Source organism: Paraburkholderia strydomiana (assembly GCF_031456815.1).
GTDB classification, from domain to species: domain Bacteria; phylum Pseudomonadota; class Gammaproteobacteria; order Burkholderiales; family Burkholderiaceae; genus Paraburkholderia; species Paraburkholderia caledonica.
Map to the genome: position 1 here is coordinate 264,781 of NZ_JAVDVL010000002.1, position 23,680 is coordinate 288,460.

The window sequence follows — 23,680 nt, forward strand, 5'->3', positions numbered from 1 at the left end:
GGGCCGGCCCTTACGCGTTACGCACGGGCGCCGAGACGGGCGGCGACCATGATCGCCTTCATCTCGCGCACCGCGTTGTCCCAGCCCGCGAAAATCGCATGGGCGACGATCGCGTGACCGATATTCAGCTCGACGATGCCGTCGATCGCCGCGATCTGCTGGACGTTCGTGTAGTGCAGGCCGTGGCCCGCGTTCACCTTGATACCGAGCGTCGCGCCAAATTCGACCGCGCGAACCACGCGCTCGAATTCGCGTTGTTGTTCGGCTGGATCGTGCGCCTCGGCATAACGTCCGGTGTGCAGTTCGATTACCGGTGCGCCGGCTTCGTGCGCTGCGCGGATCTGCGTCTCGTCCGGATCGATGAAGAGCGACACGCGTGAGTTCGCGTCGGCCAGTTGCCTGCACGCAGCGCGCACGGCCTCGAACTGACCGGCGACGTCCAGACCGCCTTCTGTCGTCAATTCCTGGCGCTTTTCCGGCACGAGGCAAACGTCATGCGGTTTGACTTCGCAGGCGATGTCGAGCATCTCCTGCGTGACCGCGCATTCGAGGTTCATCCGCGTCTTGAGCAGCGGGCGCAGCGCGCGCACATCGGCGTCCACGATATGGCGGCGATCTTCGCGCAGATGCAGCGTAATGACGTCGGCGCCGGCTTCCTCGGCCATCAGCGCGGCGCGGATCGGGTCGGGGTACGAAGTGCCGCGCGCGTTGCGCAGCGTGGCGACGTGATCGATGTTCACGCCGAGATCAATCACATTCGGCGACGTTAGAAAGAAGCTCATAAGTTCTGCAAGTCGATCAGGATCTGGCGCGTCGCGAGCGGCGTGCCGCCAAGATAAGTGTTGAGCAGAAAGCGCATCAGCGTTTTGCTTTGCGCCACCGTCTGCGCCCGATGGTAATCGTCCTTTTCCATATCGAGCAAGGTTTGACCTGCAATCACCGGCCACTGCGACGGCAGATCGTCGGATGCTTCGCGCACGCCGCGCTCCGGATCGAACACATAGCGGCTGCCGGCTTCCACCGCTTTGCGCGCGACGGTGCGATCGAGCGCCATCGCGTAACCTGTTTCGCGCAGCAACACGCGCTCGAACGAACGCAACACCTGGACCGGCGGCTCGTCGTGCGCGAGACGCGTCATGGTGACGACATAGTGATGGAACAGTTGCGGATGCGGATCTTCGCGCGCGCAAAACTTCACGAGGAGTTCGTTCACGTAGAAGCCACACAGCAGCGCGTCGCCTGTTAAAGGCAGCATGCCGCCGACCCACTCGGCGCCGGTCAGCGTACGTACCTCGCCTCTGCCGGACCACGACAGTGCGAGTGGCTGGAACGTCTGCAGCACGCCGCGCAGCGCGGAGTGCGGACGCTTCGCGCCCTTGGCGACGAGCGCGAGGCGACCGTGATCGCGCGACAGCACGTCGATGATCAGACTGGTCTCACGATACGGATAACTATGCAGAACGAAGGCGGGTTGCTCGGCGATCCGGTATTCGGAAGCCAATGCGGAACCGCGCGAGGACCGGCGAGTCGGCGCCTTGCGAGGCGCGTCATCGGGGCCGGTGTCGGAGGCGCTCTTAGTGGAAGATTTGCGGCTGGCGCGAGCCGGTTTTGAGGGCTCGCGCGGCGGCGCAGCCGGCTCCGAGTCGTCCGGATCCGTGTCGGAATTCAGCGTGACCCACGCGTCATTCGTACCCATACGCACGAAGCCCTGCTTCGTTGTCGGCCCAACCGCTCTTCACCTTGATGAAGGTTTCCAGATAGATGGGTCCGTCGAACAGCTTCTCCATGTCGAGGCGCGCCTCGGTGCTGATCTGCTTCAGCTTCGCACCCTTCTGGCCGATGATCATGGCCTTGTGCGTGTCGCGCTCCACGAGGATCGTCGCGAAGATGCGGCGCAGGCGTCCTTCGGTTTCAAACTTGTCGATCAGCACGGTGCTTGTGTACGGCAGTTCGTCGCCGGTCCAGCGGAAAACTTTCTCGCGCAGAATTTCGGCCGCGAGAAAGCGCTCGCTGCGATCGGTGAGATCGTCTTCGCCGTAAATCGGTGCGCCTTCCGGCAGATACGGCTTGACGGTGGCCATCAGGCGCTTGATGTCGTCCGGGTTCTTGGCCGACAGCGGCACGATCTCGCTGAACTGGCGCAGCGCGCTCACCTGCTGCATGAACGGAAACAGCGAGTCTTTATCCGACACACGGTCGAGCTTGTTTGCGATCAGCAACGTGGGTACGGAAGGCGGAATCAGGTCGAGCACTTTCTGGTCGTCCGGGCCGAAACGGCCGGCTTCGATCACGAACAGGATCGCATCGACGGAAGTCAGCGTAGACGTCACCGCGCGGTTCAGCGAACGGTTCAGCGCGCCGCTGTGCTTGGTTTGAAAACCGGGCGTGTCGACGAAAATGTACTGGACGTCTTCGAGCGTATGAATGCCGGTGATGCGATGGCGCGTAGTCTGCGCCTTGCGCGACGTGATGCTGACTTTCTGGCCGACCAGCGCGTTCATCAGCGTGGATTTGCCGACGTTAGGGCGACCGACGATCGCGACCATGCCGCAGCGGAAACCAGTGGGAGTGGGAGCGTTCATATTGGGCTACGGCAGTTTCGGATCGACGCGCTCGGGTGGCGCACCGGGGCAATCAATGGCCCGCGTCGGCGACGCGCGTTTGTACCGCGTCGGCTACGCCGGGTTCGTTTTCGGTGGGGGCCGCGGTGTTCGTCACGGGCGATACAGCGTCGGACGCCGGCTCGCGACCGCGGGGCGGTTTGTCTACGTTGCGGACGGCGGACTCTGCCTTTGGGTCGGTGGGCTTCGGGTCGACCGGCTTCGGGTCTGCGGACGAGGCGTTGGCGGTTTTCGGGTCGGCGGTTTTTGACTCTGCTGGCTTGGCCTCGGCCGACTTCGCGTCCAGTTTGTCCGCCGGCTTGTCCCCTGCCGATCTGTCCGCCGATTTTTCGCCAGACTGCACCGCTGCTCTGTCCGATTTCTCGAACTTTTCCGCCCTGTCGGCTTTCTCCAGTCGCTCGCCCTTGTCGCCACGTTCGACTCTTTCCGGGGCGCTGTACTCGACGTGCGCCGCGCGAATCACCGCCAGCGGCGCAGCCGCAACGGCAGTCGCCAACGCGCTGCGCTCCGCTGCGGGCTCTGTTCCGGACGTTACCCGCGGTTCTCCCCTTGCCGCGCCACGCTCGCTCTTACGATCCGGGCTGCGCAGGTCAAGCGCGGTTTGAACGCCAGTCACGCCTGGAACGATCTCAAGCTCGACGTTTTTCGCGGCGCGGGCGCCTTTCGAACGCTTCGACTTGCCGACGACGGCAGGCGCGGCGGCGAGGACCTCGTCGAGCGCTTTTTTGGCTGCGGCCTGCTCAGCCGCGCGCCGACTGGCGCCCGAGCCAGAGACCTTCACGTCCAGCTTTGGCACCGTACATTCAACTTCGAATTGCTGATTGTGCGCTGCACCATGGGTAGCCACGACGGTGTACGTGGGCAACGCGATCTTGTGACCTTGCAGATATTCCTGCAGAAGCGTTTTCGCATCTTTGCCGAGCGTACGCGGGTCGATGTGATCGAGGATCGGCACGTAGAGCCGCTTAATGACCGTCTGGGCGGCTTCGAAACCGCCGTCGAGGAACACTGCACCCAGCACCGCTTCGAGCGTGTCAGCAAGGATTGACGGCCTACGGAAGCCGCCGCTGCGCAGTTCACCCTCCCCGAGCCGAAGTCCTTCGGAGATATTCAGGGCCTGAGCGATTTCGTAAAGCGATTGCTGTTTGACCAGATTAGCGCGAACGCGAGACAGGTCGCCTTCGTCGAGCTTCCCGAAACGTTGGAACAAAAGCGCAGCCACCGCGCAATTCAGAACGGAATCGCCTAGAAATTCGAGCCGTTCGTTGTGCGTGGAACTGTGACTGCGGTGTGTTAAAGCCTGGCGCAGCAATTCCGCATTGCGAAATTCGTAGCGCAGACGGCTTTCCAACGGAGATGAGGGCATGGGCAGAGTATAACGCGGGCGCCGGGCCGGGCGAAAACGCGGCCGGCCCGACGGGAAAAGCGTGTGAAGCGACGTTAGAGGACTTTATGTAGCGATAACGCGCGGGCGCCCGCAGGGTCGTTCACGTGATCGCTGATCTTTGCTAAGCGATCACGTTCGCAGCACGTCATGCAGTCGGCGCAAAACTTACTGGAACAAGCCGATGCGCTTGAGATTGCTGAAGTTCATCCAGATGAAAAACGCGCGGCCGACAATATTCTTGTCCGGCGCAAAACCCCAATACCGGCTGTCGGCGCTGTTGTCGCGGTTATCGCCCATCATGAAGTAATTGCCCGGCGGCACTTTGCAGATCACGCCGCGCGCGTTGTATGTGCAGTTGTCGCGATACGGATAATCTTCTGCGCCGACGATAAACGGCGGCACCGCGGGATTGTTCAAAATTGCGTTCTTGCGGCCGTCGAGGTTTTCCTCGAACTGTTTCGCGTAGCCAAGACGCTCCTCGTCGAGATAGTCGGGCAGCGGCGTTTCAGGCACCGGTTTGCCGTTGATGGTGAGCTGCTTGTCCTGATACGCAACCGTGTCGCCCGGCAAGCCGATCACGCGCTTGATATAGTCGACCGACTCGTCTTTCGGATAGCGGAACACCACCACGTCGCCGCGCTGGAGCGGCCGGCCCTCTGTAATTTTCGTATTGACGATCGGCAGCCGGATACCGTAATCGAATTTATTCACAAGGATGAAGTCGCCGACCAGCAGCGTCGGCACCATTGAGCCGGACGGAATCTTGAACGGCTCGACAACAAACGAGCGCACCACGAAAACCACCAGAATCACCGGGAAAAAGCTCGCGGAATATTCGAGCCACCACGGTTGGCGCAGCTTGTCGTCACGCAGACGCGCGCGCGTCTGCGCGGCGTTTTCGTCGGCGAAACGCTCACCGATACGTGCCTGCTGACGGTCGAACTCAGCGACCGCGGCTTCCGCCGCGCGCCGCCTTTGCGGCATGAACACCAGTTTGTCTGCGACCCATGCGACGCCCGTCAAAACGACGAGCACAAAAAGAATCAGCGCAAAATTCATAGGGTTCCGTTGTTCGTCTTATTTGTCTTCGACACGCAGGATGGCGAGGAAAGCCTCTTGCGGAATCTCGACGGACCCCACTTGCTTCATTCGCTTCTTGCCTGCCTTCTGCTTTTCCAGCAGCTTTTTCTTACGTGAAATATCGCCGCCGTAGCATTTTGCCAGCACGTTCTTACGCAATGCTTTAATGTTTTCGCGCGCGATGATGTTCGAGCCAATCGTGGCCTGGATCGCAACGTCGTACATCTGGCGCGGAATCAGTTCGCGCATTTTCGCCGCGACTTCGCGGCCGCGGTACTGGCTCTGCGAACGGTGCACGATGACCGACAGCGCGTCCACCTTGTCGCCGTTGATCAGCATGTCGACCTTGACGACGTCGGACGCGCGATATTCCTTGAATTCGTAATCCATCGACGCGTAACCGCGCGAGATCGATTTCAGCCGATCGAAGAAATCCAGCACGACCTCGCCCATCGGGATCTCGTAGGCCAACTGCACCTGACGGCCGTGATACTGCATGTTGATCTGGTTGCCGCGCTTTTGCGTACACAGTGTGATCACCGACCCGACGTAATCCTGCGGCATGTACAGGTTCACGGTGACGATCGGCTCGCGCACTTCTTCGATCTTCGAGGGTTCCGGCATCTTGGCCGGATTTTCGACCATGATGGTTGTGCCGTCGCGTTGCAGGACTTCGTACACGACGGTCGGCGCCGTGGTGATCAGGTCCATGTCGAACTCGCGTTCGAGACGTTCCTGCACGATCTCCATGTGCAGCAGACCCAGGAAGCCACAACGGAAACCGAAACCGAGCGCCTGCGAAACTTCGGGCTCGTATTGCAGCGATGCGTCGTTCAGCTTCAGCTTTTCAAGCGAGTCGCGCAGCGCGTCGTACTGGTTCGCTTCGACCGGATAGAGGCCGGCGAACACCTGTGGCTTCACTTCCTTGAAGCCCGGCAACGGCTCGGTAGCAGGCGCGTTCACCAGCGTGACGGTGTCACCCACCTTCGCCGCGGCCAATTCCTTGATGCCGGCGATGATGAAACCCACCTGCCCCGCCGACAACGATTCGAGGTTCTTGGACTTCGGCGTGAACACGCCAATGTGCTCGACCGGATACTGCGCGCCGGTCGCCATCATGCGGATTTTGTCCTTTGGACGCAGTGTGCCGTTGACGATACGCACGAGCATCACAACGCCGACGTAGTTGTCGAACCACGAGTCGATGATCAGCGCCTGCAACGGCGCTTCCGGATCGCCCTTCGGCGGCGGCACTTTCGCGATCAACGCTTCGAGCACGTCTTCCACACCCTGGCCCGTCTTGGCGCTGCAATGCGTGGCGTCGGTTGCGTCAATACCGATTACGTCTTCAATCTCCGCGATTGCGTTCTCGGGATTCGCGGCCGGCAGATCGATCTTGTTGAGCACCGGAATGACGTCGACGCCGAGTTCGATTGCCGTGTAGCAGTTGGCGACTGTTTGCGCCTCCACGCCCTGGCTTGCGTCGACAACCAGCAGTGCGCCTTCGCACGCGGACAACGAGCGGCTGACTTCGTACGAGAAGTCGACGTGCCCCGGCGTGTCGATCATGTTCAGGTTGTAGACCTTGCCGTCGCGGGCGCGATAGGTCAGGGCCGCAGTCTGTGCCTTAATAGTGATGCCGCGCTCGCGCTCGAGGTCCATCGAGTCGAGCACCTGAGCTTCCATCTCGCGGTCGGACAAACCGCCGCAAATCTGGATGATGCGATCGGCAAGCGTCGACTTGCCATGGTCGATGTGCGCAATGATCGAGAAGTTACGAATATGATCCATTCAGTGCCGATCAAGCAAAAAAGGCGCGCTCGGACAATAGCGGAGCACGCCTTGTAAGTAGGTGAAAAACCTGTCTATTTTAGCCGAAAAGGCCGGTGCCCGGCGCATCTTGCAGGGCCTGGATGCGGAGACCTTCGACGAAAGACCGGTTCAGGAAGCCGCAGCGGTGCGGGCAGCCAACGCTTCACGCACCCGCGATTCGTCGAGACGGTAGTGACAAAGCTCGATTCCGTCGCACAACAGAACGGGTACCAGCTCGTTGTATCGGGCTTCGAGCGAAGGATCGCTGTCGACGTCGATGACTTCTACTTGCGCGCCGAACTCGGCCAGCAAGGGCTCGAGCGCGGCGCGCATGTCGTCGCACAAGTGGCACCACGCGCGCGAATAAAGCGTGAGCGGCGCCACCGTTGTCATTTCTGAGCGCTGCGCGGGCGAATCGGCACGAACTGGGTGTTCTCGCCGCGACGCACCAGCAGTGCGACCATCTTCTGCGAGTCCAGATGCGAGGTCAGTTCGTCGAACTGCTTCGCGCTCGTGATATCCGTGTCGCCCACACGCAGGATGATGTCGCCCTTTTGCAGGCCGACGCGTGCCGCCTGACCGTCCGCGGCGTCAATCTGCACACCGTTGCGCAGTTTCAGCGCCTTCAGCTGGTCGGACGGGATGTCGCTGACGGCCAGGCCGAGCGCATTCGTGGCCCGCTGCTTCGGCGCCTGCGGCTTGCGCTGATCGGCCTTTGCAGTCTTGTCCGGCTGCATCTCTGCGATCGTGACCGGCAGCTCGCGCGTTTGGCCCTTGCGCCAGACCGTAATGGTCGCCTTCGTGCCCGGCTTGGTATCGCCGACCATGCGCGGCAAGTCAGTAGCCGTATCGACCGAATGACCGTTGAACTTCAGGATGATGTCGCCTGGCTGCACGCCGGCCTTGTCCGCCGGACCGCCCGGCTCGACGCTGCTGACAAGCGCGCCCTGCGACTTCGGCAGACCGAGTGAATCAGCGACGTCTTTGGTCACTTCGCCGATCGCCACCGCGATCCGGCCGCGCACCACCTTGCCCGACGCTTTTAACTGATCGGCCACGCGCATCGCTTCGTCGATCGGAATCGCGAACGAAATGCCCATAAAGCCGCCGGTACGGCTGTAGATCTGCGAGTTGATGCCGATCACTTCGCCCTGCATGTTGATGAGCGGTCCACCCGAATTGCCCGGATTGACGGCTACGTCGGTCTGGATGAACGGCAGATAGTCGCCGGTGTCACGCCCTTTCGCGCTGACAATGCCGGCCGTCACCGTGTTCTCGAGCCCGAACGGCGAGCCGATTGCGACCACCCACTCGCCCACGCGAACCTTGTTCGAGTCGCCGATGGTGATGGTCGGCAGATTCGCCGCGCTGATCTTCACGACCGCGACGTCGGTGCGATCGTCCACGCCGATCAGTTTCGCCTTGAATTCGCGCTTGTCGGTGAGCGTGACGTAAATGGTGTCCGCGTCGTCGATCACGTGCGCGTTGGTCATCACGTAGCCGTCCGCCGACAGGATGAAGCCCGAGCCGACGCCGCTATTCTGTTCGGGATCGTTGCTGTCCGGCGTGTCCTGGCTGCCACCACTGCCGCCGCTGCCGCCATGGCCGCCATTGTCCCCGCCGCGCGGCGCGCCGGGAGATTGCGGCGACTGCGGCATCGGAATGCCGAAAAAGCGCCGGAAGAACTCCGACATGTCGCCGTCGTCCATGCCGGGCGGCAAACCGCCGCGCGCGCCACTGTTCGTCACGCGCGTGGTCGTGCGAATGTTGACGACCGCCGGACCGACTTTGTCGACGAGGTCGGTGAAGTCGGGCAGATTGGCTGCGGAGGCCGCTGACGCCGTATGCGGTGCGAACGGCAAACATGCCGCCACCACCGCGGCCGCGAGGAATTTGCGCACCGAGAAAGTCGTCATATCGTTGGAAGCCGAGGGATTCAGGATTCGGAGGATTACTTCGGAGCCTTGTATTCTATGGCAGACGCGAATTGCTGCAACGTGGTCTGGGGCACTTCTCCGAGCAGGGTAATCCAGAAGTCGCCGCGGCGCTTGACTAGTACGTGCGTAGCACCGGTACTGCCCGCGCCTTCCTTGCGCGTGTTGTTTTCAACCGGCTCGATGAACACCGAGATCGCGGCGAGGCCGTCGGAGAACACGGCCTGATCCACAGGAATGGTGGGCTGGCCCGCTTCGCGCGCCGCCATTGGGCGGCGCAGTTCACGGATCTTGCGAAAGCCCGGCACCGTCACGCCGAACTGCCAGCCCTGCGCGGCCATATCGACCGGTTCGATAGGCGGATGCACCACCGTCCAGCCCGCGGTATTGCGAATACCGTTGACAATGCCCGCCTTGTCGACGGGCACGCCGATGCGAATCTGCGAGAACGACAGTTGTTCGAGCACCTGACCGCTTGGATCGAGCGTTTGTGCGCGCAGCAGCAGGCCGGTTTTCTTGTCAGCCCACAGTTTGTAAGCGAATCGGTAGGCGTCTTTCGGATCGAGTTCGATGACCTGACTTTCGATGCCCGCAACGCGGTCGTCGCCGAGCAGTTTCGGCTCGTACACCGACAGGACCTGCTCGCCGCTTACGGCAAGCAGCGCGGGGAACGAGTCTTTGTTCTGGCGCTTTTCGACAACGCACAAATGCCGTTCCGGCACGAACGTATAGAGCTCCTCGTTATGACGAAGCATCTTGCGTGGCTTGCCGTCGAGGCTTTCCAGCTGTTCGAATTCGCCGTCTGCCTTCGTCGCATAGTGCGCGATCCGCGACGTCTGGACGAAATTGCCCCGCTGATAGACAAACGCGCCTTCGTAGTTCTGTTGCTGCGCAGCCTGATGGATGCGATCCAGCAGATCGGCAGCGGTACGGCGGGCGACGAGCGGGTCGTCGGTTTGTGCAAAAACCCGCGGTGTAGCGGACAACAACACGGCTGCGCAGAACAGAAATGCCGGCAGCCGCCCCCAGATAGTCGTTATATTCAACCGCGGAGTCTGCATCAAACTATTGGCCTTGCGTGGAGACTGCAGCAGCGCGGATCAGCGGCATTGAGCCCGGCATGACGGGTTGCTGCGCGAACTGCTGATGAGCTTCGAGATACTGGTCGAGACCCGCGTCGCGAATGATGTTCGCGTCTTGCGCCACCGGCACGGACGCCATGGCAACCTTTTGCACCGCGTCGCCGTGCGAGGAAACCGAAGCGACCTGCGTCGAGCCCGGCCCGCCGGGTACGCCCTGCAGTTGCGGCACGACGATCCACGTTAGTGTAGCGGCCGCGGCGGCCACCGCGAAGGCCGGCACCACGCGGCGACGCAGCGCCAGCAGACGGCGCGTAACCGGTATGGCTGCCGGCGCGAGCAAATGCGGCTCGCTTTCCAGCCGGGCGGCGAATCCGCTGAGGAATGCACCGCTCGTCGCGGAACCGACCGCGAGATCGTCGGAACGCAATGCGTCGCCAATCAGGTGATAGCTGGACCACGCGGCGCGATCTTCGCCGTCCAGCTCGGACAGAAACTTGTCCAGATTCAGATGCTCTTCGCCGAACAGCTCACCGTCGACAAAAGCGGACAGACGCTCGCCGCGCGAGCTGGCTTGCGATTGCATCGAGACTGACCCCATGATGCTCCCCATCTTACAAAGACCCCGTAGTGACACCACTAATCCAGATATTGCACCCGCGCCCCGTTCGGCGCGCTAGTGACTTACCAGCGCTTGCCTTCAGGTGTGTCAAGCAACGGACGCAATTTTGCCGCAATGGCTTCGCGAGCGCGGAAAATTCGCGATCTGACGGTGCCGATTGGGCAGCCCATCATCTCAGCGATTTCCTCGTAGCTCAAACCTTCAATTTCACGAAGAGTAATGGCGGTACGCAGCTCTTCCGGTAAAACCGCCATTGCAGCATTGACCGTCTCAGCGATCTGCTTGCTCATCAACATCGACTCAGGCGTGTTGATATCTCTTAGTTGGTCGGCGTCCGAGAAAGTTTCAGCTTCTTCAGCATCTGCTTCGGTCGAAGTCGGCGCGCGCCGGCCTTGGGTCGCAAGGTAGTTCTTTGCCGTGTTGACCGCAATCCGGTACAACCACGTATAAAAAGCCGATTCCCCGCGAAATTGCGGCAACGCCCGATACGCCTTGATGAAAGCGTCTTGCGCAACGTCTTCTACTTCGGCGGGGTCGCGCACGAGGCGCGAGATTAGCCGGAGAATTTTGCGGTGGTATTTGGAGACCAGAAGCTCGAAGGCGGCCTTGTCGCCCTTCTGGACGCGCTCGACCAGCACCTGATCAATTTCTTTTTCGCTCACCTGATAAATCCGTTAACTTTGGGGCGCATGACGGGGGCACCATTGTAGCGTTCCCGTCGACGAGGCACGTTACGGAGGTCATGACGCGCGGTAACAGCGGTTACTTTCGTTACAGTCACGCGCCAGCGCGGCGCCGCCCGCGCACCGCCAGTTCGCGGAAAACGGCCGTCGGCACAGTGTCGGCGGGAACAAGAAGCGTTTGACGCCGACCTTCGTCTGGCGTCACTTCGAGCACCAACAAACGGTCGCTCCAGTGCGCACAGCCGGCGATTCGACCGTATACGAGCAGATTTCCGGCCCGGCCCCAGACAGAAATGCCCTCGCGTCCCATTCTGAGCGCCGCTGGCTGCGCCCGGTCGTGCCTGACCGCGCAAAGCGTAAGGAGCGCAAACACCGCAAGCGTCAACGGAACCGCCTGCCATGCGGTGAGCCACGACGCCATGCAGCTATACACCGCACACGACGCCGTCACCACGAAAGCAGCCAACGCAACGCGCATCGCGAAGGAACGCCGCAGCACGATTTGCTGCGACGTTCCTTCGAAGATGGCCGTATCACGGAAAAGCGCCGGCAAAGCCGGCGCCGTTGGCTGGCGCTTCACCCGTTGCGAGAGATCAGGCGCGCTTGAAGACGAGCGTACCGTTCGTGCCGCCGAACCCGAACGAGTTCTTCAGCGCGACGTCGATCTTCATCTCCCGTGCAGTGTTGGCACAGTAGTCCAGATCGCACTCGGGGTCCTGGTTGAAGATGTTGATCGTGGGCGGAGACACCTGATGGTGAACAGCCAGCACGGTAAACACCGACTCAAGACCGCCGGCACCGCCGAGCAGGTGACCCGTCATCGACTTGGTCGAATTCACGACGATGTCTTTGGCATGGTCGCCGAACGCCCGCTTAATGCCGGTTGTCTCAGCCAGATCGCCGAGCGGCGTGGACGTGCCGTGCGCGTTCAGGTAGTTGACCTGATCGGCGTTGATGCCGGCGTTCTTCATGGCCGCAAGCATGCAGCGGCGCGCGCCGTCACCGTCTTCGAGCGGTGCGGTCATGTGATAGGCGTCGCCGCTCATCCCATAGCCGCCGACTTCGGCGTAAATCTTCGCGCCGCGAGCCTTCGCGTGTTCGTACTCTTCGAGCACCATCACGCCAGCGCCTTCGCCGAGCACGAAACCGTCGCGATCCTTGTCCCACGGACGGCTTGCCGTCGCCGGGTCGTCATTGCGTTGCGACAGCGCGCGGGCCGCCGCAAAGCCGCCGATGCCGAGCGGCGACACGGTCGATTCCGCACCGCCCGCAATCATCACGTCTGCGTCGCCGTATTCGATCAGGCGCGAAGCCTCGCCGATACAGTGCAAACCCGTCGTACACGCGGTGACGATGGCGAGATTCGGACCCTTGATGCCGAACTTGATCGACAGGTGCCCGGAGATCATGTTGATGATCGACGCCGGCACGAAGAACGGCGAAATGCGGCGCGGGCCGCGATTGAGCAGTTCGGTTTGCGTGACTTCGATCATCGGCAGACCGCCGATGCCCGAACCGACCACGACGCCGATACGCTCCGAATTCTCGTCGGTGACTTCCAGGCCGCTGTCCTGCATCGCCTGGATGCCGGCAGCCACGCCGTAATGGATGAACGTATCCATGTGGCGCGCTTCCTTACCGGGGATGTAGTCCTCGATATTGAAGCCCTTCACCTCGCCGGCGAAACGAGTCGAGAAGTTCGACGCATCGAACTTCGTGATATTGGCAATACCCGACTTGCCGGCGACCAGATTGGCCCAGCCGTCGGCAACATTATTGCCAACAGGCGAAATCAGCCCCAGGCCTGTAACAACAACACGACGGCGGCTCACGGTAACCCCTTTTTCATAGATGACAAAAACAAAAGCCACAGCGGCCACAGGAACCTGACCTGTGTACCCTGTGGCTGTTAAGTCGGCAATCGCGCTGAAGAATGCGCTGTCAACATCGCTGGCTCCTGCACGGCACACCTCGCGGCAAAAAATGGCGACCCCGCTGGCGTCGGCAACCGACACGGCAGGGCGTCATACGCCGCTAACGCATAAACGCAGGCGCGAATGACCTTAGGCCTTGACGTTTGCGCGAGCGTAATCGATCGCTTGCTGAACGGTGGTGATCTTCTCGGCTTCTTCATCCGGAATTTCCATGCCGAATTCGTCTTCGAGGGCCATCACGAGTTCAACCGTGTCCAGCGAGTCGGCGCCGAGGTCGTTCACGAACGAAGCTTCGTTCTTGATTTCAGCTTCGGCCACGCCCAGTTGTTCTGCGACGATCTTCTTGACGCGCTGTTCGATATTGTCCATTACCCCTCCAAGGGAAAGAAGTTCAAAAATACAGGTGCGCGCATTTTATCAGGTTTGACCCGGCAAAAAAGCGGCGCATCAGGTTGCTGTCAAGGCATGCGCCTTACGCATTTGCAAACGCATCAAGGCGCGGATAGTAACCGAATTTGGTTACGACATGTACATTCCGCCGTTCACATGCATCGTCGTGCCGGTGATGTAGCCTGCTTGCGGCGACGCGAGGAATGCGACGGCGTGTGCGATATCTTCCGGGCTGCCGAGACGGCCCAGCGGAATCTGCGTTTTCAGCGCCGTTTGCTGCTCTTCCGGCAACGTGCGCGTCATGTCTGTATCAATGAAACCGGGCGCCACGCAATTCACGGTAATGCCACGGCTGCCGATCTCGCGTGCAAGCGCGCGAGTCATGCCGGCCACGCCCGCTTTCGCTGCGGCGTAATTGATCTGCCCAGGGTTGCCTGCCGAACCGACCACCGACGTGATATTGATGATGCGGCCGCCCTTTGCCTTCATCATTGGACGCAGCACCGCGCGCGACAGACGGAACACCGACTTCAGATTGGTGTCGACCACCGCATCCCAGTCGTCGTCCTTCATACGCATGGCCAGTTGGTCCTGCGTGATGCCGGCGTTGTTCACGAGCACATGCAGCGCACCGAATTCCTTCACCGTGCCTTCGATCAGCGCTTCGGCAGCAGCCGCGTCGTTCACGTCGAGCACCGCGCCGCGCCCGCTCACGCCGGCCGCGTTGAACGCTTCGCTGATTGCCGCCGCGCCGCTTTCGCTGGTCGCCGTGCCGATCACCGTTGCGCCCTGGCGCGCGAGCTCCATAGCGATGGCGCGGCCGATGCCGCGCGAGGCGCCCGTTACGATTGCGATCTGCTTATCGAGATTCTTTTCCATCTGTCGGTCCGAATGCCCTTCGGAGGGCTGATTGATTGCTGATGCCTGTTGCCGTCTATGCGATGCAGCGCTCAACCTGCCGTAACGAGCTTGAGCGCTTCTTCCAGCGAAGCGGGATCGAACACGGACGCGCCGACCAGATTGCCGTCGATACGCTTCGTGAGGCCCGCAAGGACCTTGCCCGGCCCGCATTCGACGACGTGCGTGACGCCTTGAGCCGCCATGGCCTGAATGCATTCGACCCAGCGCACCGCGCCGGCCGCCTGGCGCACCAGTGCATCTTTGATCTGTGCCGGCTCGTTCACGATCGCGACGTCGACATTGTTGATGACCGGAATCGACGGCACCTGAACGTTGACGCTCGCCAGATACTCGCGCAATTGATCCGACGCCGGCTTCAGCAGCGACGAATGGAACGGCGCCGATACCGGCAGCGGCAGCGCGCGCTTTGCGCCCTTCGCCTTCGCCACTTCACAGGCTTTTTCGACCGCTGCCTTGTGGCCCGCGATCACGACCTGAGCAGGCGCGTTGAAATTGACCGCTTCGACGACGCCCGTGGCCGCCGCTTCGGCGCAAACAGCGCGCACGGTGTCGTCGTCCAGACCGAGGATCGCCGCCATGCCGCCTTCGCCGACGGGCACCGCCGTTTGCATCGCCTGCGCGCGGAAACGCACGAGCGGCACGGCATCGCGAAACGCGATCGCACCAGCCGCGACGAGCGCCGTGTATTCGCCGAGACTATGACCCGCGACGATGGCCGGCGTGGGGCCGCCCGCCTGCTGCCACGCGCGATAGATCGCGTAGGCCGCGGTCAGCATGACCGGCTGCGTGTTCGTAGTGAGATTCAGATCTTCGGCCGGACCCTCGGCGATCAGCTTGCCGATATCCTGACTCAGCGCGTCGGACGCTTCCTGAACTGTCTCGCGCACAATCGCATGGTCGGCAAATGCATTGAGCATGCCGACCGATTGCGAACCCTGTCCGGGAAAAACGAACGCGAATTTCATATCGTCCCCAAAATCGATTTAGTCAGATGTGAGGTGCGCGCGGCTCGAAAGCACGCGACGCATGGGCGCATGAAGAGCGCCGCCTGAAGTCGGCCCGCTTAGTAGCGAATGACCGACGCGCCCCACGTGAAGCCGCCGCCGACGCCCTCGATCAGCACGTTCTGGCCGCGCTTGATGCGACCGTCGCGGACCGCGACGTCGAGTGCGAGCGGAATGGACGCAGCCGACGTATTGCCGTGCTCGCCCACCGTGACGACCATGCGTTCCTGCGGCAAGCCGAGCTTGCGGCAAGTGCTCTGCATGATGCGGATGTTGGCCTGATGCGGAATCAGCCAGTCGATCTGATCGGCGGAAAGATTCGCTTTTTCGAGTGCCTCGACCGCGACCTTTTCGAGCACGTTCACAGCGAGCTTGAACACCGCCTGCCCGTCCATATGCAGGAACGCGCTACCGGCGATCACACCGCCGTTCACGTTGCCCGGCGTGCACAGAATGTTCGAATGGCTGCCGTCTGCATGCAATGCGCTCGCAAGCACGCCCGGCTCGTCCGACGCCTGCAGGATCACCGCGCCGGCGCCGTCGCCAAACAGCACGCAGGTGGTGCGGTCATTGAAATCGAGAATGCGCGAGAACGTCTCGGCGCCGACGACGAGCGCCGTGCGATGCTGGCCGCCGCGAATCAGACTGTCGGCCATAGCCACCGCGTAAGCGAAGCCGGAGCAGACGGCCTGCACGTCGAACGCCGCGCCGTGATTCTTGATGCCGAGCTTGTTTTGCAACAGGCACGCCGTGCTCGGAAACACGAAGTCCGGCGTGGAAGTGGCAACAATGATCAGATCGATGGATTGGGGGTCGATGTCCGCCGCTTCGATCGCACGCAGCGACGCGAACTGCGCGAGGTCGCTGGTTGTGACATCAGGATCCGCGAAGTGACGTGCATGGATGCCCGTGCGGGCCACGATCCACTCGTCGCTCGTTTCGACGCCTTGCTTCGCCAGACGCTCAGCGAGGTCCTGATTGGTGACGCGCGCGGGCGGCAGATAGCTGCCGGTACCGAGGACGCGGGAATAAATTGTCGATTGAGCCATTATGCCTTCGAGGATTGCGCAGCGTAGGGCTCGGCCGGCTGGCCTGCGATGGGGCTTGCGTGACCCGCACCGCTTGCGTCGCGCGCCGCCTGTTCAAGAGAACCAGCGTTCTCTTCCATCGCTTGCGCAAGGCGCTCCAGCACGCCGTTTTTGACGGCATCATACCCGCGTTTGATAGCCCACTCAAACGCGTAGGCATCTGCGGAACCGTGGCTTTTGATCACCAGTCCGCGCAGGCCGAGCAGCGCAGCACCATTATATTGCCGATGATCGACGCGCTTCTTGAAGCGCATCAACACGGGCAGCGCGAGCACCGCCATCACTTTGGTAAGCCACGAACGCCCAAACTCTTCCTTGATGATGTTCGACAGCATTTGCGCGAGGCCTTCAGAGGTCTTGAGCGCCACGTTGCCGACGAAACCATCGCACACGATCACGTCGACCGTGCCCTTGAAGATGTCGTTGCCTTCTACGTTGCCGTGGAAGTTAAGTGTGCTCGCGCGCAGCAACTCCCCGGCACGCTTAATCGTGTCATTGCCCTTGATGACTTCTTCGCCAATATTCAGGAGACCAATGGTGGGCCGCTCACGGCCTTCCAGCGCCGACACGAGCGCGTGCCCCATCTCCGCAAATTGCAGCAGATGCTGCGGCTCGCAGTCGACGTTGGCGCCCAGGTCGAGCATCATGGTGTAGCCGTTCGGGTTCGGCAAAGCGGACGCAATTGCCGGGCGCTCGATTCCCGACAGCGTTTTCAGCACATAACGCGAAACCGCCATGAGTGCGCCGGTATTGCCGGCGGAAATGCAGGCTTGCGCCTCGCCTTCCTTGACGCGATTCAGCGCGACGCGCATGGATGAATCTTTTTTCTTGCGCAGCGCGACCTCGACCGGGTCGTCCATTGCAACGATCTCGGAAGCGGATACGACCGTCAGCGCCGGCAGGTCCTGAGCCTTCAACTTCTTCAGCTGCGCACGAATCGCAGTCTCAATGCCGACGAGCAGCAATTGCGCGTCGGGATGCGAACGAACGAAGTTGACGGCAGCGGGAACGGTCACGGACGGGCCGTGGTCGCCTCCCATGCAATCTATCGTGAGCTTTACTGTCATGGAGTGCGGCGAATTTCAGGCGCTCTGCATGAGATCGCAGTAAGCGCTGAAGCTGCAACTGCGATCGACACAAAAAAGCGGCAAACGAATGCCGCCTTTTTGCCGAGCCGGGAAAATGTCAAGCGAGCTGATCGCCACGCGAAACGCCAGTTGGCGCATCGCAGTGAAACGATTAGTCGTTCTTCGTCTTGACGACTTTCTTGCCGCGATAGTAGCCGTTCGGGCTAACGTGGTGACGCAGATGCACTTCGCCCGTGCTCGGTTCCACGGCCAGCGGCGCTGCCGTCAGGAAATCGTGCGAACGGTGCATGCCGCGCTTCGACGGCGACTTCTTATTTTGTTGAACTGCCATGACTAACTCCTAAAAATTTTCCGAATTCTAACACAGCCCGACCCGGTGTCCGCCATTGGCCGAATGGCCAATGCGCCCGTATCGCGCTCCCATGCAACTGTTCAATGCTTCTTGTCGCCCGGCTCGCCGCGCTTGAGACTTTCGAGCGCCGCGAACGGATTCGGCCGCTCGGGCTCATCGCCCTCGCCTGCTTCGTCCAGCGCGGCTTCGTCACCTTCGCCTTCGGCACCGGCCACACCCGAGACGAGACTTTCGTGCACCTCGGGACAGACCTCATGCTTGGGCACGAGCGGCAAAGAAAGCAGCAACTCTTCTTCGATCAAGTCGATGAGATCGAACTGGCGCGAGCCCACGATCACTTCGACTTCATCCTCGTCGAGCGGAAACTCTTCGGCTTCCGCCTCGGTGTTGACGATCCGATAAGTTGCGTCGACGTTGAACGCCTGCGAATACGGTGTCATGCATCGCTGACATTCGAGCCATGCAGCGCCGTGGATCGCCAACCTCAGATAAGGTTGAGGCCCCTCGGTGCCGTCGTCCTGCAATTCCGGCTGCGTCGCCCCTTCGGCTTGCCACGTGAACGCGGTGTCGCGCTCTGGCGCTTCTGCCGGGACTTCGTTTAACATGCGCGGCAGTTGCGAGACGCGCACGACACCCGCGGCCTGCCGTCCACTTCGCGCAAATTCGAACAGATCGAGTTCATGCGGGTCGGACAGACCTGCAGGTTTGCCAGGATGTTGAGTCATGTGCGCTCCTGCGTCGGCAATGATTTCGCCGGTTAAACACCGGCAACTCACGGGTCAATCAAGGGTAATCACGGGGTGAATCAGTCCGCGAGAAGGCCGCGAAACTTGAGCGATGCACGATTGTGTTGCCGCTAAACTGCATGACCGCAACGACACCGCAGTCCTGCTTGCAGCTACCCTTCCAGCTCTCACCGCGTCACGCTCGGCGAGCCACGCCTGACGCAAGCATACCGATGAAAAGCCCAAAATCATATCCGCTTTGTCTTTTCGAGTCAAACACTTAAGCTCGTACCAGCGCGGCCTCCGCGCAACGTCGTACGTCCCGCCCTTTTAGCCGTTGATCGTCCATGCCAGACTCCCCACAAAGCCCGCCACGCGTCATTCTGGCGTCGAGTTCGCCCTATCGACGCGAGTTGCTTGAACGCCTTCGCATTCCATTCGACGTTGCTGTGCCCGCGATCGACGAAACCGCGCACGCCGGCGAAACACCCGACGCCACCGCTTTGCGGCTCGCCGAGGCGAAGGCTCGAGCGGTTGCCAGCGCGCTTCCCGCCGACGAAGCCGTCCTCGTAATCGGCTCCGACCAGGTCGCCACTTACGACGGCCTGCAAATCGGCAAGCCGGGGTCTCACGACAAGGCGCTCGCACAATTGCAAGCAATGCGCGGCCGCGAGGTGCTGTTTCATAGTGCGCTGTGTCTGTTCGACAGCCGCTCGCGAACCGCCCAGAGCGTCGACGTGATCACCCGCGTGCGATTCCGCGAACTGCCGGACGCAGCGCTCGAAGCCTATCTTCTCGCTGAAACGCCGTACGACGTCGCCGGCAGCGCCAAGTCCGAAGGGCTCGGCATTGCGCTGCTCGAAGCCATCCATTCCGACGATCCGACTGCACTCGTCGGCCTGCCGCTGATTGCGCTCTCGGACATGCTGCTGACGGCGGGTTATCCGTTATTGGGGGCGCAATGAGCGGCACGCTCTATTTGATTCCGAATACGCTAGGCGAAGGCGACGCCGACGCGCTCGACGCCGTCCTGCCGGCCCCGGTGCGGGCCCGCGCCGCGGCGCTTCGGTACTACATCGGCGAAAACGCCAAGACAACACGAGCATTTCTGAAGAAGGTAGGCACCGAGCAGCCCATCCAGGAAATCGAGATCCGCGAACTGAACGTCAACACGCCGGCCGGCGAGATCGACAAACTGCTTGCGCCGGTTCTGGCCGGCACGGACGCCGGCCTCGTATCGGAAGCGGGTTGCCCTGCGGTAGCCGATCCAGGAGCGCTGCTGGTGCGGCGGGCGCATGAACGCGGAGTCAAGGTCGTGCCGTTCGTAGGGCCGAGCTCGATCCTGCTTGCGCTAATGGCTTCCGGGCTGAACGGCCAAAGTTTTGCTTTCCACGGGTATTTGCCGGTCGACGCGACCGAACGGGCCAAACGCCTGCGCGAGCTCGAATTGACATCGCGCAAGGGCAAGCAGACGCAGATCTTCATTGAAACGCCATATCGCAACCGCGCACTGCTGGACACCTTGCTGGCAACCTGCGCGCCATCGACACTCGTTTGCGTCGCCGTGGATCTGACGCTACAAACGGAAACGATCCGCAGCCACACGGTGGCCGACTGGAAGAAGAAACCGGCACTCGATCTGCATAAGCGGCCGGCGATTTTTCTGATACTGGCCGCTTGAACGAAACGGCCTCCCAGCCACTTCGATGCAAAAAAGCCCCGCCCGGTCCGAACGACCGCGCGGGGCTTTTGCGACAGGAGCGCCTCGCTCGGATTAGCGCAAGTTGAGCTTGCCGCCCAACGCCATCGCGTGCACGGCGCCATTGCCGACGGCCGCGCCGAATTTGCGCGCGACGCGGTCGGTGATGCTTTCCTTCACCGTGTAGTCGACGATCTCCGGCGCCTTGATAATCTCGCGCGCCACAAAGTTGGCGTCGCCAAAACCATCCGCGAGACCTAGTTCGACGCTCTTCTGACCGGTCCAGAAGAGCCCGGAGAACATATCGGGCGTTTCGTGAAGGCGTTTGCCGCGACCTTGGCGAACTGCGTCGATAAATTGCCCGTGGATCTGATCGAGCATTTCTTGCGCATGCTCGTCCATCTTCGGCGTTTCGGGCGAGAACGGGTCATAAAACCCCTTATTCTCGCCAGATGTATGCAGGCGGCGCTGGATGCCCAGCTTGTCCATGAGCCCGGTGAAACCGAAGCTGTCCATCAACACGCCAATCGAGCCGACGATGCTCGCCTTGTCGACATAGATCTTGTCGCCGGCAGCGGCAGCGTAGTAACCGCCCGACGCACACATGTCGCCCACGACGACGTAGAGCGGAATTGACGGATGTTTTGCACGCAATCGACGAATTTGGTCATAAATGATGCCCGCTTGCACGGGACTGCCACCCGGGCTGTTGCAGCGAAGGATCACCCCGGCCGTGCCCGCGTCGCCGAACGCACTTTCGAGCGCCGCGCCAACATCTTCGGCGTTGGCGTTCGTATCTGCGGAGATTTCGCCGTCAAGTGCGATCAATGCCGTATGACGGCCCGTAGCCGCAAGCTTGTCGCCGGAAAATATGAACACCGCCCAGATCACCAGCCCCAGCAAGACAAGAAACAGCAGACGGAAGAAGATTTTCCAGCGGCGAGCGGCACGCTGTTCGTTGATTGCAGCAAGCGCTATGCGCTCGAGCGCCGCGCGTTCCCAGCCGGGCTCGTCGGCGGAGACTCGGCTATGGCCGCTCATAGCCGGTTCTTTCGTTTCAGGCGTCAAATTATCGGACATGCGTGCAGTGGAATTTTCGAGGAAGACAGATCAAAACGCGGATCAGGACGCGGCGGGTTGCAACTCGCCGTCGGGAAGCCAGAACACAGCGCGGCCCTCGGGCGTATCGCGCTCGTCTACTTTCAGCGCCCGCAGCCTGCCGCCGCGGCACGGACCGCCTACGCATTTGCCGGTATCCGGCGCGTAAATCGCCCCATGTGTGGCGCACATCAAGTATAAACCGGACGATTCGAAGAACTGACCCTCCGCCCAATCCAGTTCCATCGGAACGTGAGCGCAGCGGTTCAGATAGCCGTGAGCACGACCCTCGTAGCGAACAAAAAACACCACGACTTCATCGGCACCGATTCTGGCGGCCCGCCGCACGCCCATTCCGCCGTCCACGAGTTCCCCGGATGCGCACACCCGAACCGCCTGAACGGTAGCCTCGCCCCCGCCCTCGCTCACGCCGGTGCTCATGCGTTCTCCCTCAACCAGGACGACAGCGCGCCCACGCTGGAGGCGACATATTTCGGCGACAGCGCGCTCAACGACCCGGCCGGATGCGCGCCGTAGGTCACGCCGACACCGGCGACGCCAGCGTTGATCGCCATCTGCAGATCATGGGTCGTGTCACCGACCATCACCGTGCGCACCGGGTCCTGCCCCAGTTCGCGCGTCAATTCGTGCAACATGGCTGGATGCGGCTTGGAAAACGTCTCATCCGCGCAGCGGGTGCCGTCGAACAGGCTGGTCAGCCGCACCTGATCGAGCGCGCGGTTGAGTCCAACGCGACTTTTACCCGTCGCCACCGCCAGCAGATAGCCCTGATCGCGCAACTCCTGCAGCATTTCGCGCACGCCGACGAACAACTCTGTGGTCTGATCTTTCACCAGATAGTGGAACCGGTAGCGCTCGGCGAGCCGTGGGTAGTCGCTCGGATCGAGCGTGGGCGCGGCGATTTGCAGCGCGTCGCGCAAACCGAGGCCGATCACATAGCTCGCGGCTTCGTCCGCTGGAACCGGCAGACCGAGATCACGGCACGCTGCCTGGATACTGCGCGTGATGTGCGCGGTGGAATCCATCAGCGTTCCGTCCCAGTCGAAGACGATCAGGTCAAACTGCTCTCTAGCCATGCGGTGCCGTCTCCGGGTGTGACCCATTTCGTAATTCGTTGAGCTGCGCGATGAAATTGCGGCATTCGGCCGGCAACGGTGCCTCCAGCTGCAGCGGCGCGCCGGTTGCGGGGTGCGTCAGCTTCAGCCGGTAAGCGTGCAGGAACATGCGCTTGAGCCCGGGTTTGGCATTCGCGCGAGCCAGCGCCTTGTTCAGCGCGAAGTCGCCGTATTTGGCATCGCCGACGATCGGCAGTTCCAGATGCTGCAGATGAACGCGGATCTGATGCGTGCGGCCCGTCTTCAACTCTGCTTCGAGCAACGCGTAGTCGGGCCAGCGGTCGATGAGATTGAAGACCGTGTGCGACGCCAGACCGTCGGCCTGCACGCGCACGCGCCGCTCGCCGTCTGCGGTCAGGTATTTGTGCAGCGGTTCCTTGACGGCGCGGCGACGCCCCCAGTCGCTCGCCCATTCGCCATGAACGCACGCATAGTAGCGCTTATCCATCCTGTTCTCGCGAATCTGGTCATGAAGATTCACGAGCGCCGAACGCTTCTTGGCGAGCATGAGGATGCCGGAGGTCTCGCGATCCAGCCGATGCACCAGTTCGAGGAACTTCGCCTGCGGCCGCGCCTCGCGCATCTGCTCGATCACGCCGAACGCGACGCCGCTGCCGCCGTGCACCGCGACACCCGCCGGTTTGTCGATGACGAGCAGGTGTTCGTCTTCGAAAATGGTCCGGAACTCAGCGCTCGGCACCGGCGCGTGCGCCACCGCCTCGTTCGGCTGCGCGACCCGGATGGGCGGCACGCGCACGAGATCGCCGAGTTCGAGCCGATACTGCGCGTCGATCCGGCCCTTGTTCACACGCACTTCCCCGCTGCGCAGGATGCGATAAATGTGGCTCTTGGGGACGCCTTTACAGACTCGCAACAGAAAGTTGTCGATGCGCTGTCCGGCCGCGCTGTCGTCGATCTCGATCACTGAGACCTGATCGCTCGCGACCGCGCTTGTCACCGATTTCTGGGATATTTTGCCTAACTCTTTCATTCTGAATATAATTTGCCCAGCAGTCTGCGGCGGCCG

Annotated in this window: 26 protein-coding genes; 2 read left to right on the forward strand and 24 right to left on the reverse strand. The window is 61.6% G+C overall.

Translation table 11 applies throughout. The features are described from left to right. Positions 1-17: 17 nt before the first annotated feature. From pdxJ to J2W46_RS06850, 20 genes are all read right to left on the reverse strand, one after another. Positions 18-782: a pyridoxine 5'-phosphate synthase gene (gene pdxJ / locus J2W46_RS06755; RefSeq protein WP_020069399.1), complete on the reverse strand. Its 765-nt coding sequence runs from the start codon at positions 780-782 to the stop codon at positions 18-20. Beyond that, on the reverse strand, positions 779-1,696 hold the full coding sequence (recO, locus tag J2W46_RS06760; protein WP_310352372.1) for a DNA repair protein RecO: 918 nt from the start codon (positions 1,694-1,696) through the stop codon (positions 779-781). The genes pdxJ and recO overlap by 4 nt, the downstream gene beginning before the upstream one ends. Beyond that, complete coding sequence (gene era, locus J2W46_RS06765; protein WP_027804855.1) at positions 1,683-2,582, reverse strand: GTPase Era; 900 nt, start codon at positions 2,580-2,582, stop codon at positions 1,683-1,685. The genes recO and era overlap by 14 nt, the downstream gene beginning before the upstream one ends. A 52-nt stretch (positions 2,583-2,634) precedes the next feature. Further along, positions 2,635-3,987 carry a ribonuclease III gene (gene rnc, locus J2W46_RS06770; RefSeq protein ID WP_310352375.1) on the reverse strand — a complete coding sequence of 451 codons (1,353 nt, stop codon included), beginning with the start codon at positions 3,985-3,987 and terminating at the stop codon, positions 2,635-2,637. A gap of 186 nt (positions 3,988-4,173) precedes the next feature. Beyond that, positions 4,174-5,067 carry a signal peptidase I gene (gene lepB / locus J2W46_RS06775; RefSeq protein ID WP_204522241.1) on the reverse strand — a complete coding sequence of 298 codons (894 nt, stop codon included), beginning with the start codon at positions 5,065-5,067 and terminating at the stop codon, positions 4,174-4,176. A gap of 18 nt (positions 5,068-5,085) precedes the next feature. After that, positions 5,086-6,879 carry a translation elongation factor 4 gene (gene lepA / locus J2W46_RS06780; RefSeq protein ID WP_310352379.1) on the reverse strand — a complete coding sequence of 598 codons (1,794 nt, stop codon included), beginning with the start codon at positions 6,877-6,879 and terminating at the stop codon, positions 5,086-5,088. Positions 6,880-7,029: 150 nt separating this feature from the next. Further along, on the reverse strand, positions 7,030-7,293 hold the full coding sequence (locus tag J2W46_RS06785) for a glutaredoxin family protein (protein ID WP_087752808.1): 264 nt from the start codon (positions 7,291-7,293) through the stop codon (positions 7,030-7,032). Then, positions 7,290-8,816, reverse strand: coding sequence for a DegQ family serine endoprotease (locus J2W46_RS06790; RefSeq protein WP_020069392.1), 1,527 nt, complete (start codon positions 8,814-8,816; stop codon positions 7,290-7,292). The genes J2W46_RS06785 and J2W46_RS06790 overlap by 4 nt, the downstream gene beginning before the upstream one ends. A 35-nt stretch (positions 8,817-8,851) precedes the next feature. Beyond that, positions 8,852-9,895 carry a MucB/RseB C-terminal domain-containing protein gene (locus tag J2W46_RS06795; protein WP_020069391.1) on the reverse strand — a complete coding sequence of 348 codons (1,044 nt, stop codon included), beginning with the start codon at positions 9,893-9,895 and terminating at the stop codon, positions 8,852-8,854. A gap of 4 nt (positions 9,896-9,899) precedes the next feature. After that, positions 9,900-10,514 (reverse strand): sigma-E factor negative regulatory protein, encoded by a 615-nt coding sequence (locus J2W46_RS06800; RefSeq protein ID WP_310352383.1) that lies wholly within the window; start codon positions 10,512-10,514, stop codon positions 9,900-9,902. A gap of 83 nt (positions 10,515-10,597) precedes the next feature. Then, positions 10,598-11,197, reverse strand: coding sequence for an RNA polymerase sigma factor RpoE (gene rpoE, locus J2W46_RS06805; RefSeq protein ID WP_006051939.1), 600 nt, complete (start codon positions 11,195-11,197; stop codon positions 10,598-10,600). A gap of 115 nt (positions 11,198-11,312) precedes the next feature. After that, positions 11,313-11,696, reverse strand: coding sequence for a protein YgfX (locus tag J2W46_RS06810; protein ID WP_027804853.1), 384 nt, complete (start codon positions 11,694-11,696; stop codon positions 11,313-11,315). 115 nt (positions 11,697-11,811) lie between these two features. Next, a complete protein-coding gene (fabF, locus tag J2W46_RS06815) occupies positions 11,812-13,050 on the reverse strand; it encodes a beta-ketoacyl-ACP synthase II (protein ID WP_020069388.1) in 1,239 nt (412 codons plus the stop codon). A gap of 231 nt (positions 13,051-13,281) precedes the next feature. After that, positions 13,282-13,521, reverse strand: a complete 240-nt coding sequence (gene acpP / locus J2W46_RS06820; protein WP_004197638.1) for an acyl carrier protein — start codon at positions 13,519-13,521, stop codon at positions 13,282-13,284. A gap of 150 nt (positions 13,522-13,671) precedes the next feature. Then, a complete protein-coding gene (fabG, locus tag J2W46_RS06825; protein ID WP_214877423.1) occupies positions 13,672-14,421 on the reverse strand; it encodes a 3-oxoacyl-ACP reductase FabG in 750 nt (249 codons plus the stop codon). Between the two features lie 71 nt (positions 14,422-14,492). Then, the gene (fabD, locus tag J2W46_RS06830; protein ID WP_310352391.1) at positions 14,493-15,428 is read right to left on the reverse strand and encodes an ACP S-malonyltransferase; all 936 of its coding nucleotides are present in this window, start codon (positions 15,426-15,428) and stop codon (positions 14,493-14,495) included. A 98-nt stretch (positions 15,429-15,526) separates the two neighbouring features. Next, complete coding sequence (locus tag J2W46_RS06835) at positions 15,527-16,516, reverse strand: beta-ketoacyl-ACP synthase III (protein ID WP_087752810.1); 990 nt, start codon at positions 16,514-16,516, stop codon at positions 15,527-15,529. Continuing rightward, positions 16,516-17,622, reverse strand: a complete 1,107-nt coding sequence (plsX, locus tag J2W46_RS06840; protein ID WP_027776481.1) for a phosphate acyltransferase PlsX — start codon at positions 17,620-17,622, stop codon at positions 16,516-16,518. The genes J2W46_RS06835 and plsX overlap by 1 nt, the downstream gene beginning before the upstream one ends. A 172-nt stretch (positions 17,623-17,794) precedes the next feature. After that, positions 17,795-17,974 (reverse strand): 50S ribosomal protein L32, encoded by a 180-nt coding sequence (gene rpmF, locus J2W46_RS06845; protein WP_006051932.1) that lies wholly within the window; start codon positions 17,972-17,974, stop codon positions 17,795-17,797. Between the two features lie 101 nt (positions 17,975-18,075). Then, positions 18,076-18,720: a DUF177 domain-containing protein gene (locus tag J2W46_RS06850; RefSeq protein ID WP_310068164.1), complete on the reverse strand. Its 645-nt coding sequence runs from the start codon at positions 18,718-18,720 to the stop codon at positions 18,076-18,078. Positions 18,721-19,067: 347 nt separating this feature from the next. On the opposite strand from J2W46_RS06850, the gene J2W46_RS06855 reads away from it, so the two are divergent. Both J2W46_RS06855 and J2W46_RS06860 read left to right on the forward strand, forming a co-directional pair. Continuing rightward, the gene (locus tag J2W46_RS06855) at positions 19,068-19,685 is read left to right on the forward strand and encodes a Maf-like protein (RefSeq protein WP_310352395.1); all 618 of its coding nucleotides are present in this window, start codon (positions 19,068-19,070) and stop codon (positions 19,683-19,685) included. Next, the gene (locus tag J2W46_RS06860) at positions 19,682-20,401 is read left to right on the forward strand and encodes an SAM-dependent methyltransferase (protein WP_087752812.1); all 720 of its coding nucleotides are present in this window, start codon (positions 19,682-19,684) and stop codon (positions 20,399-20,401) included. Before J2W46_RS06855 ends, J2W46_RS06860 begins: the two co-directional genes overlap by 4 nt. A gap of 93 nt (positions 20,402-20,494) precedes the next feature. On the opposite strand, the gene J2W46_RS06865 is transcribed toward J2W46_RS06860, so the two are convergent. From J2W46_RS06865 to J2W46_RS06880, 4 genes are read right to left on the reverse strand one after another with little or no spacing between them, the layout of a single operon-like run. Further along, on the reverse strand, positions 20,495-21,499 hold the full coding sequence (locus J2W46_RS06865) for a S49 family peptidase (RefSeq protein WP_020069380.1): 1,005 nt from the start codon (positions 21,497-21,499) through the stop codon (positions 20,495-20,497). A gap of 42 nt (positions 21,500-21,541) precedes the next feature. Continuing rightward, on the reverse strand, positions 21,542-21,958 hold the full coding sequence (locus J2W46_RS06870) for a Rieske (2Fe-2S) protein (protein ID WP_020069379.1): 417 nt from the start codon (positions 21,956-21,958) through the stop codon (positions 21,542-21,544). After that, positions 21,955-22,614, reverse strand: a complete 660-nt coding sequence (locus tag J2W46_RS06875) for an HAD-IA family hydrolase (protein ID WP_020069378.1) — start codon at positions 22,612-22,614, stop codon at positions 21,955-21,957. The genes J2W46_RS06870 and J2W46_RS06875 overlap by 4 nt, the downstream gene beginning before the upstream one ends. Continuing rightward, positions 22,607-23,644: an RluA family pseudouridine synthase gene (locus J2W46_RS06880; RefSeq protein ID WP_027804850.1), complete on the reverse strand. Its 1,038-nt coding sequence runs from the start codon at positions 23,642-23,644 to the stop codon at positions 22,607-22,609. The genes J2W46_RS06875 and J2W46_RS06880 overlap by 8 nt, the downstream gene beginning before the upstream one ends. Positions 23,645-23,680 lie beyond the last annotated feature (36 nt).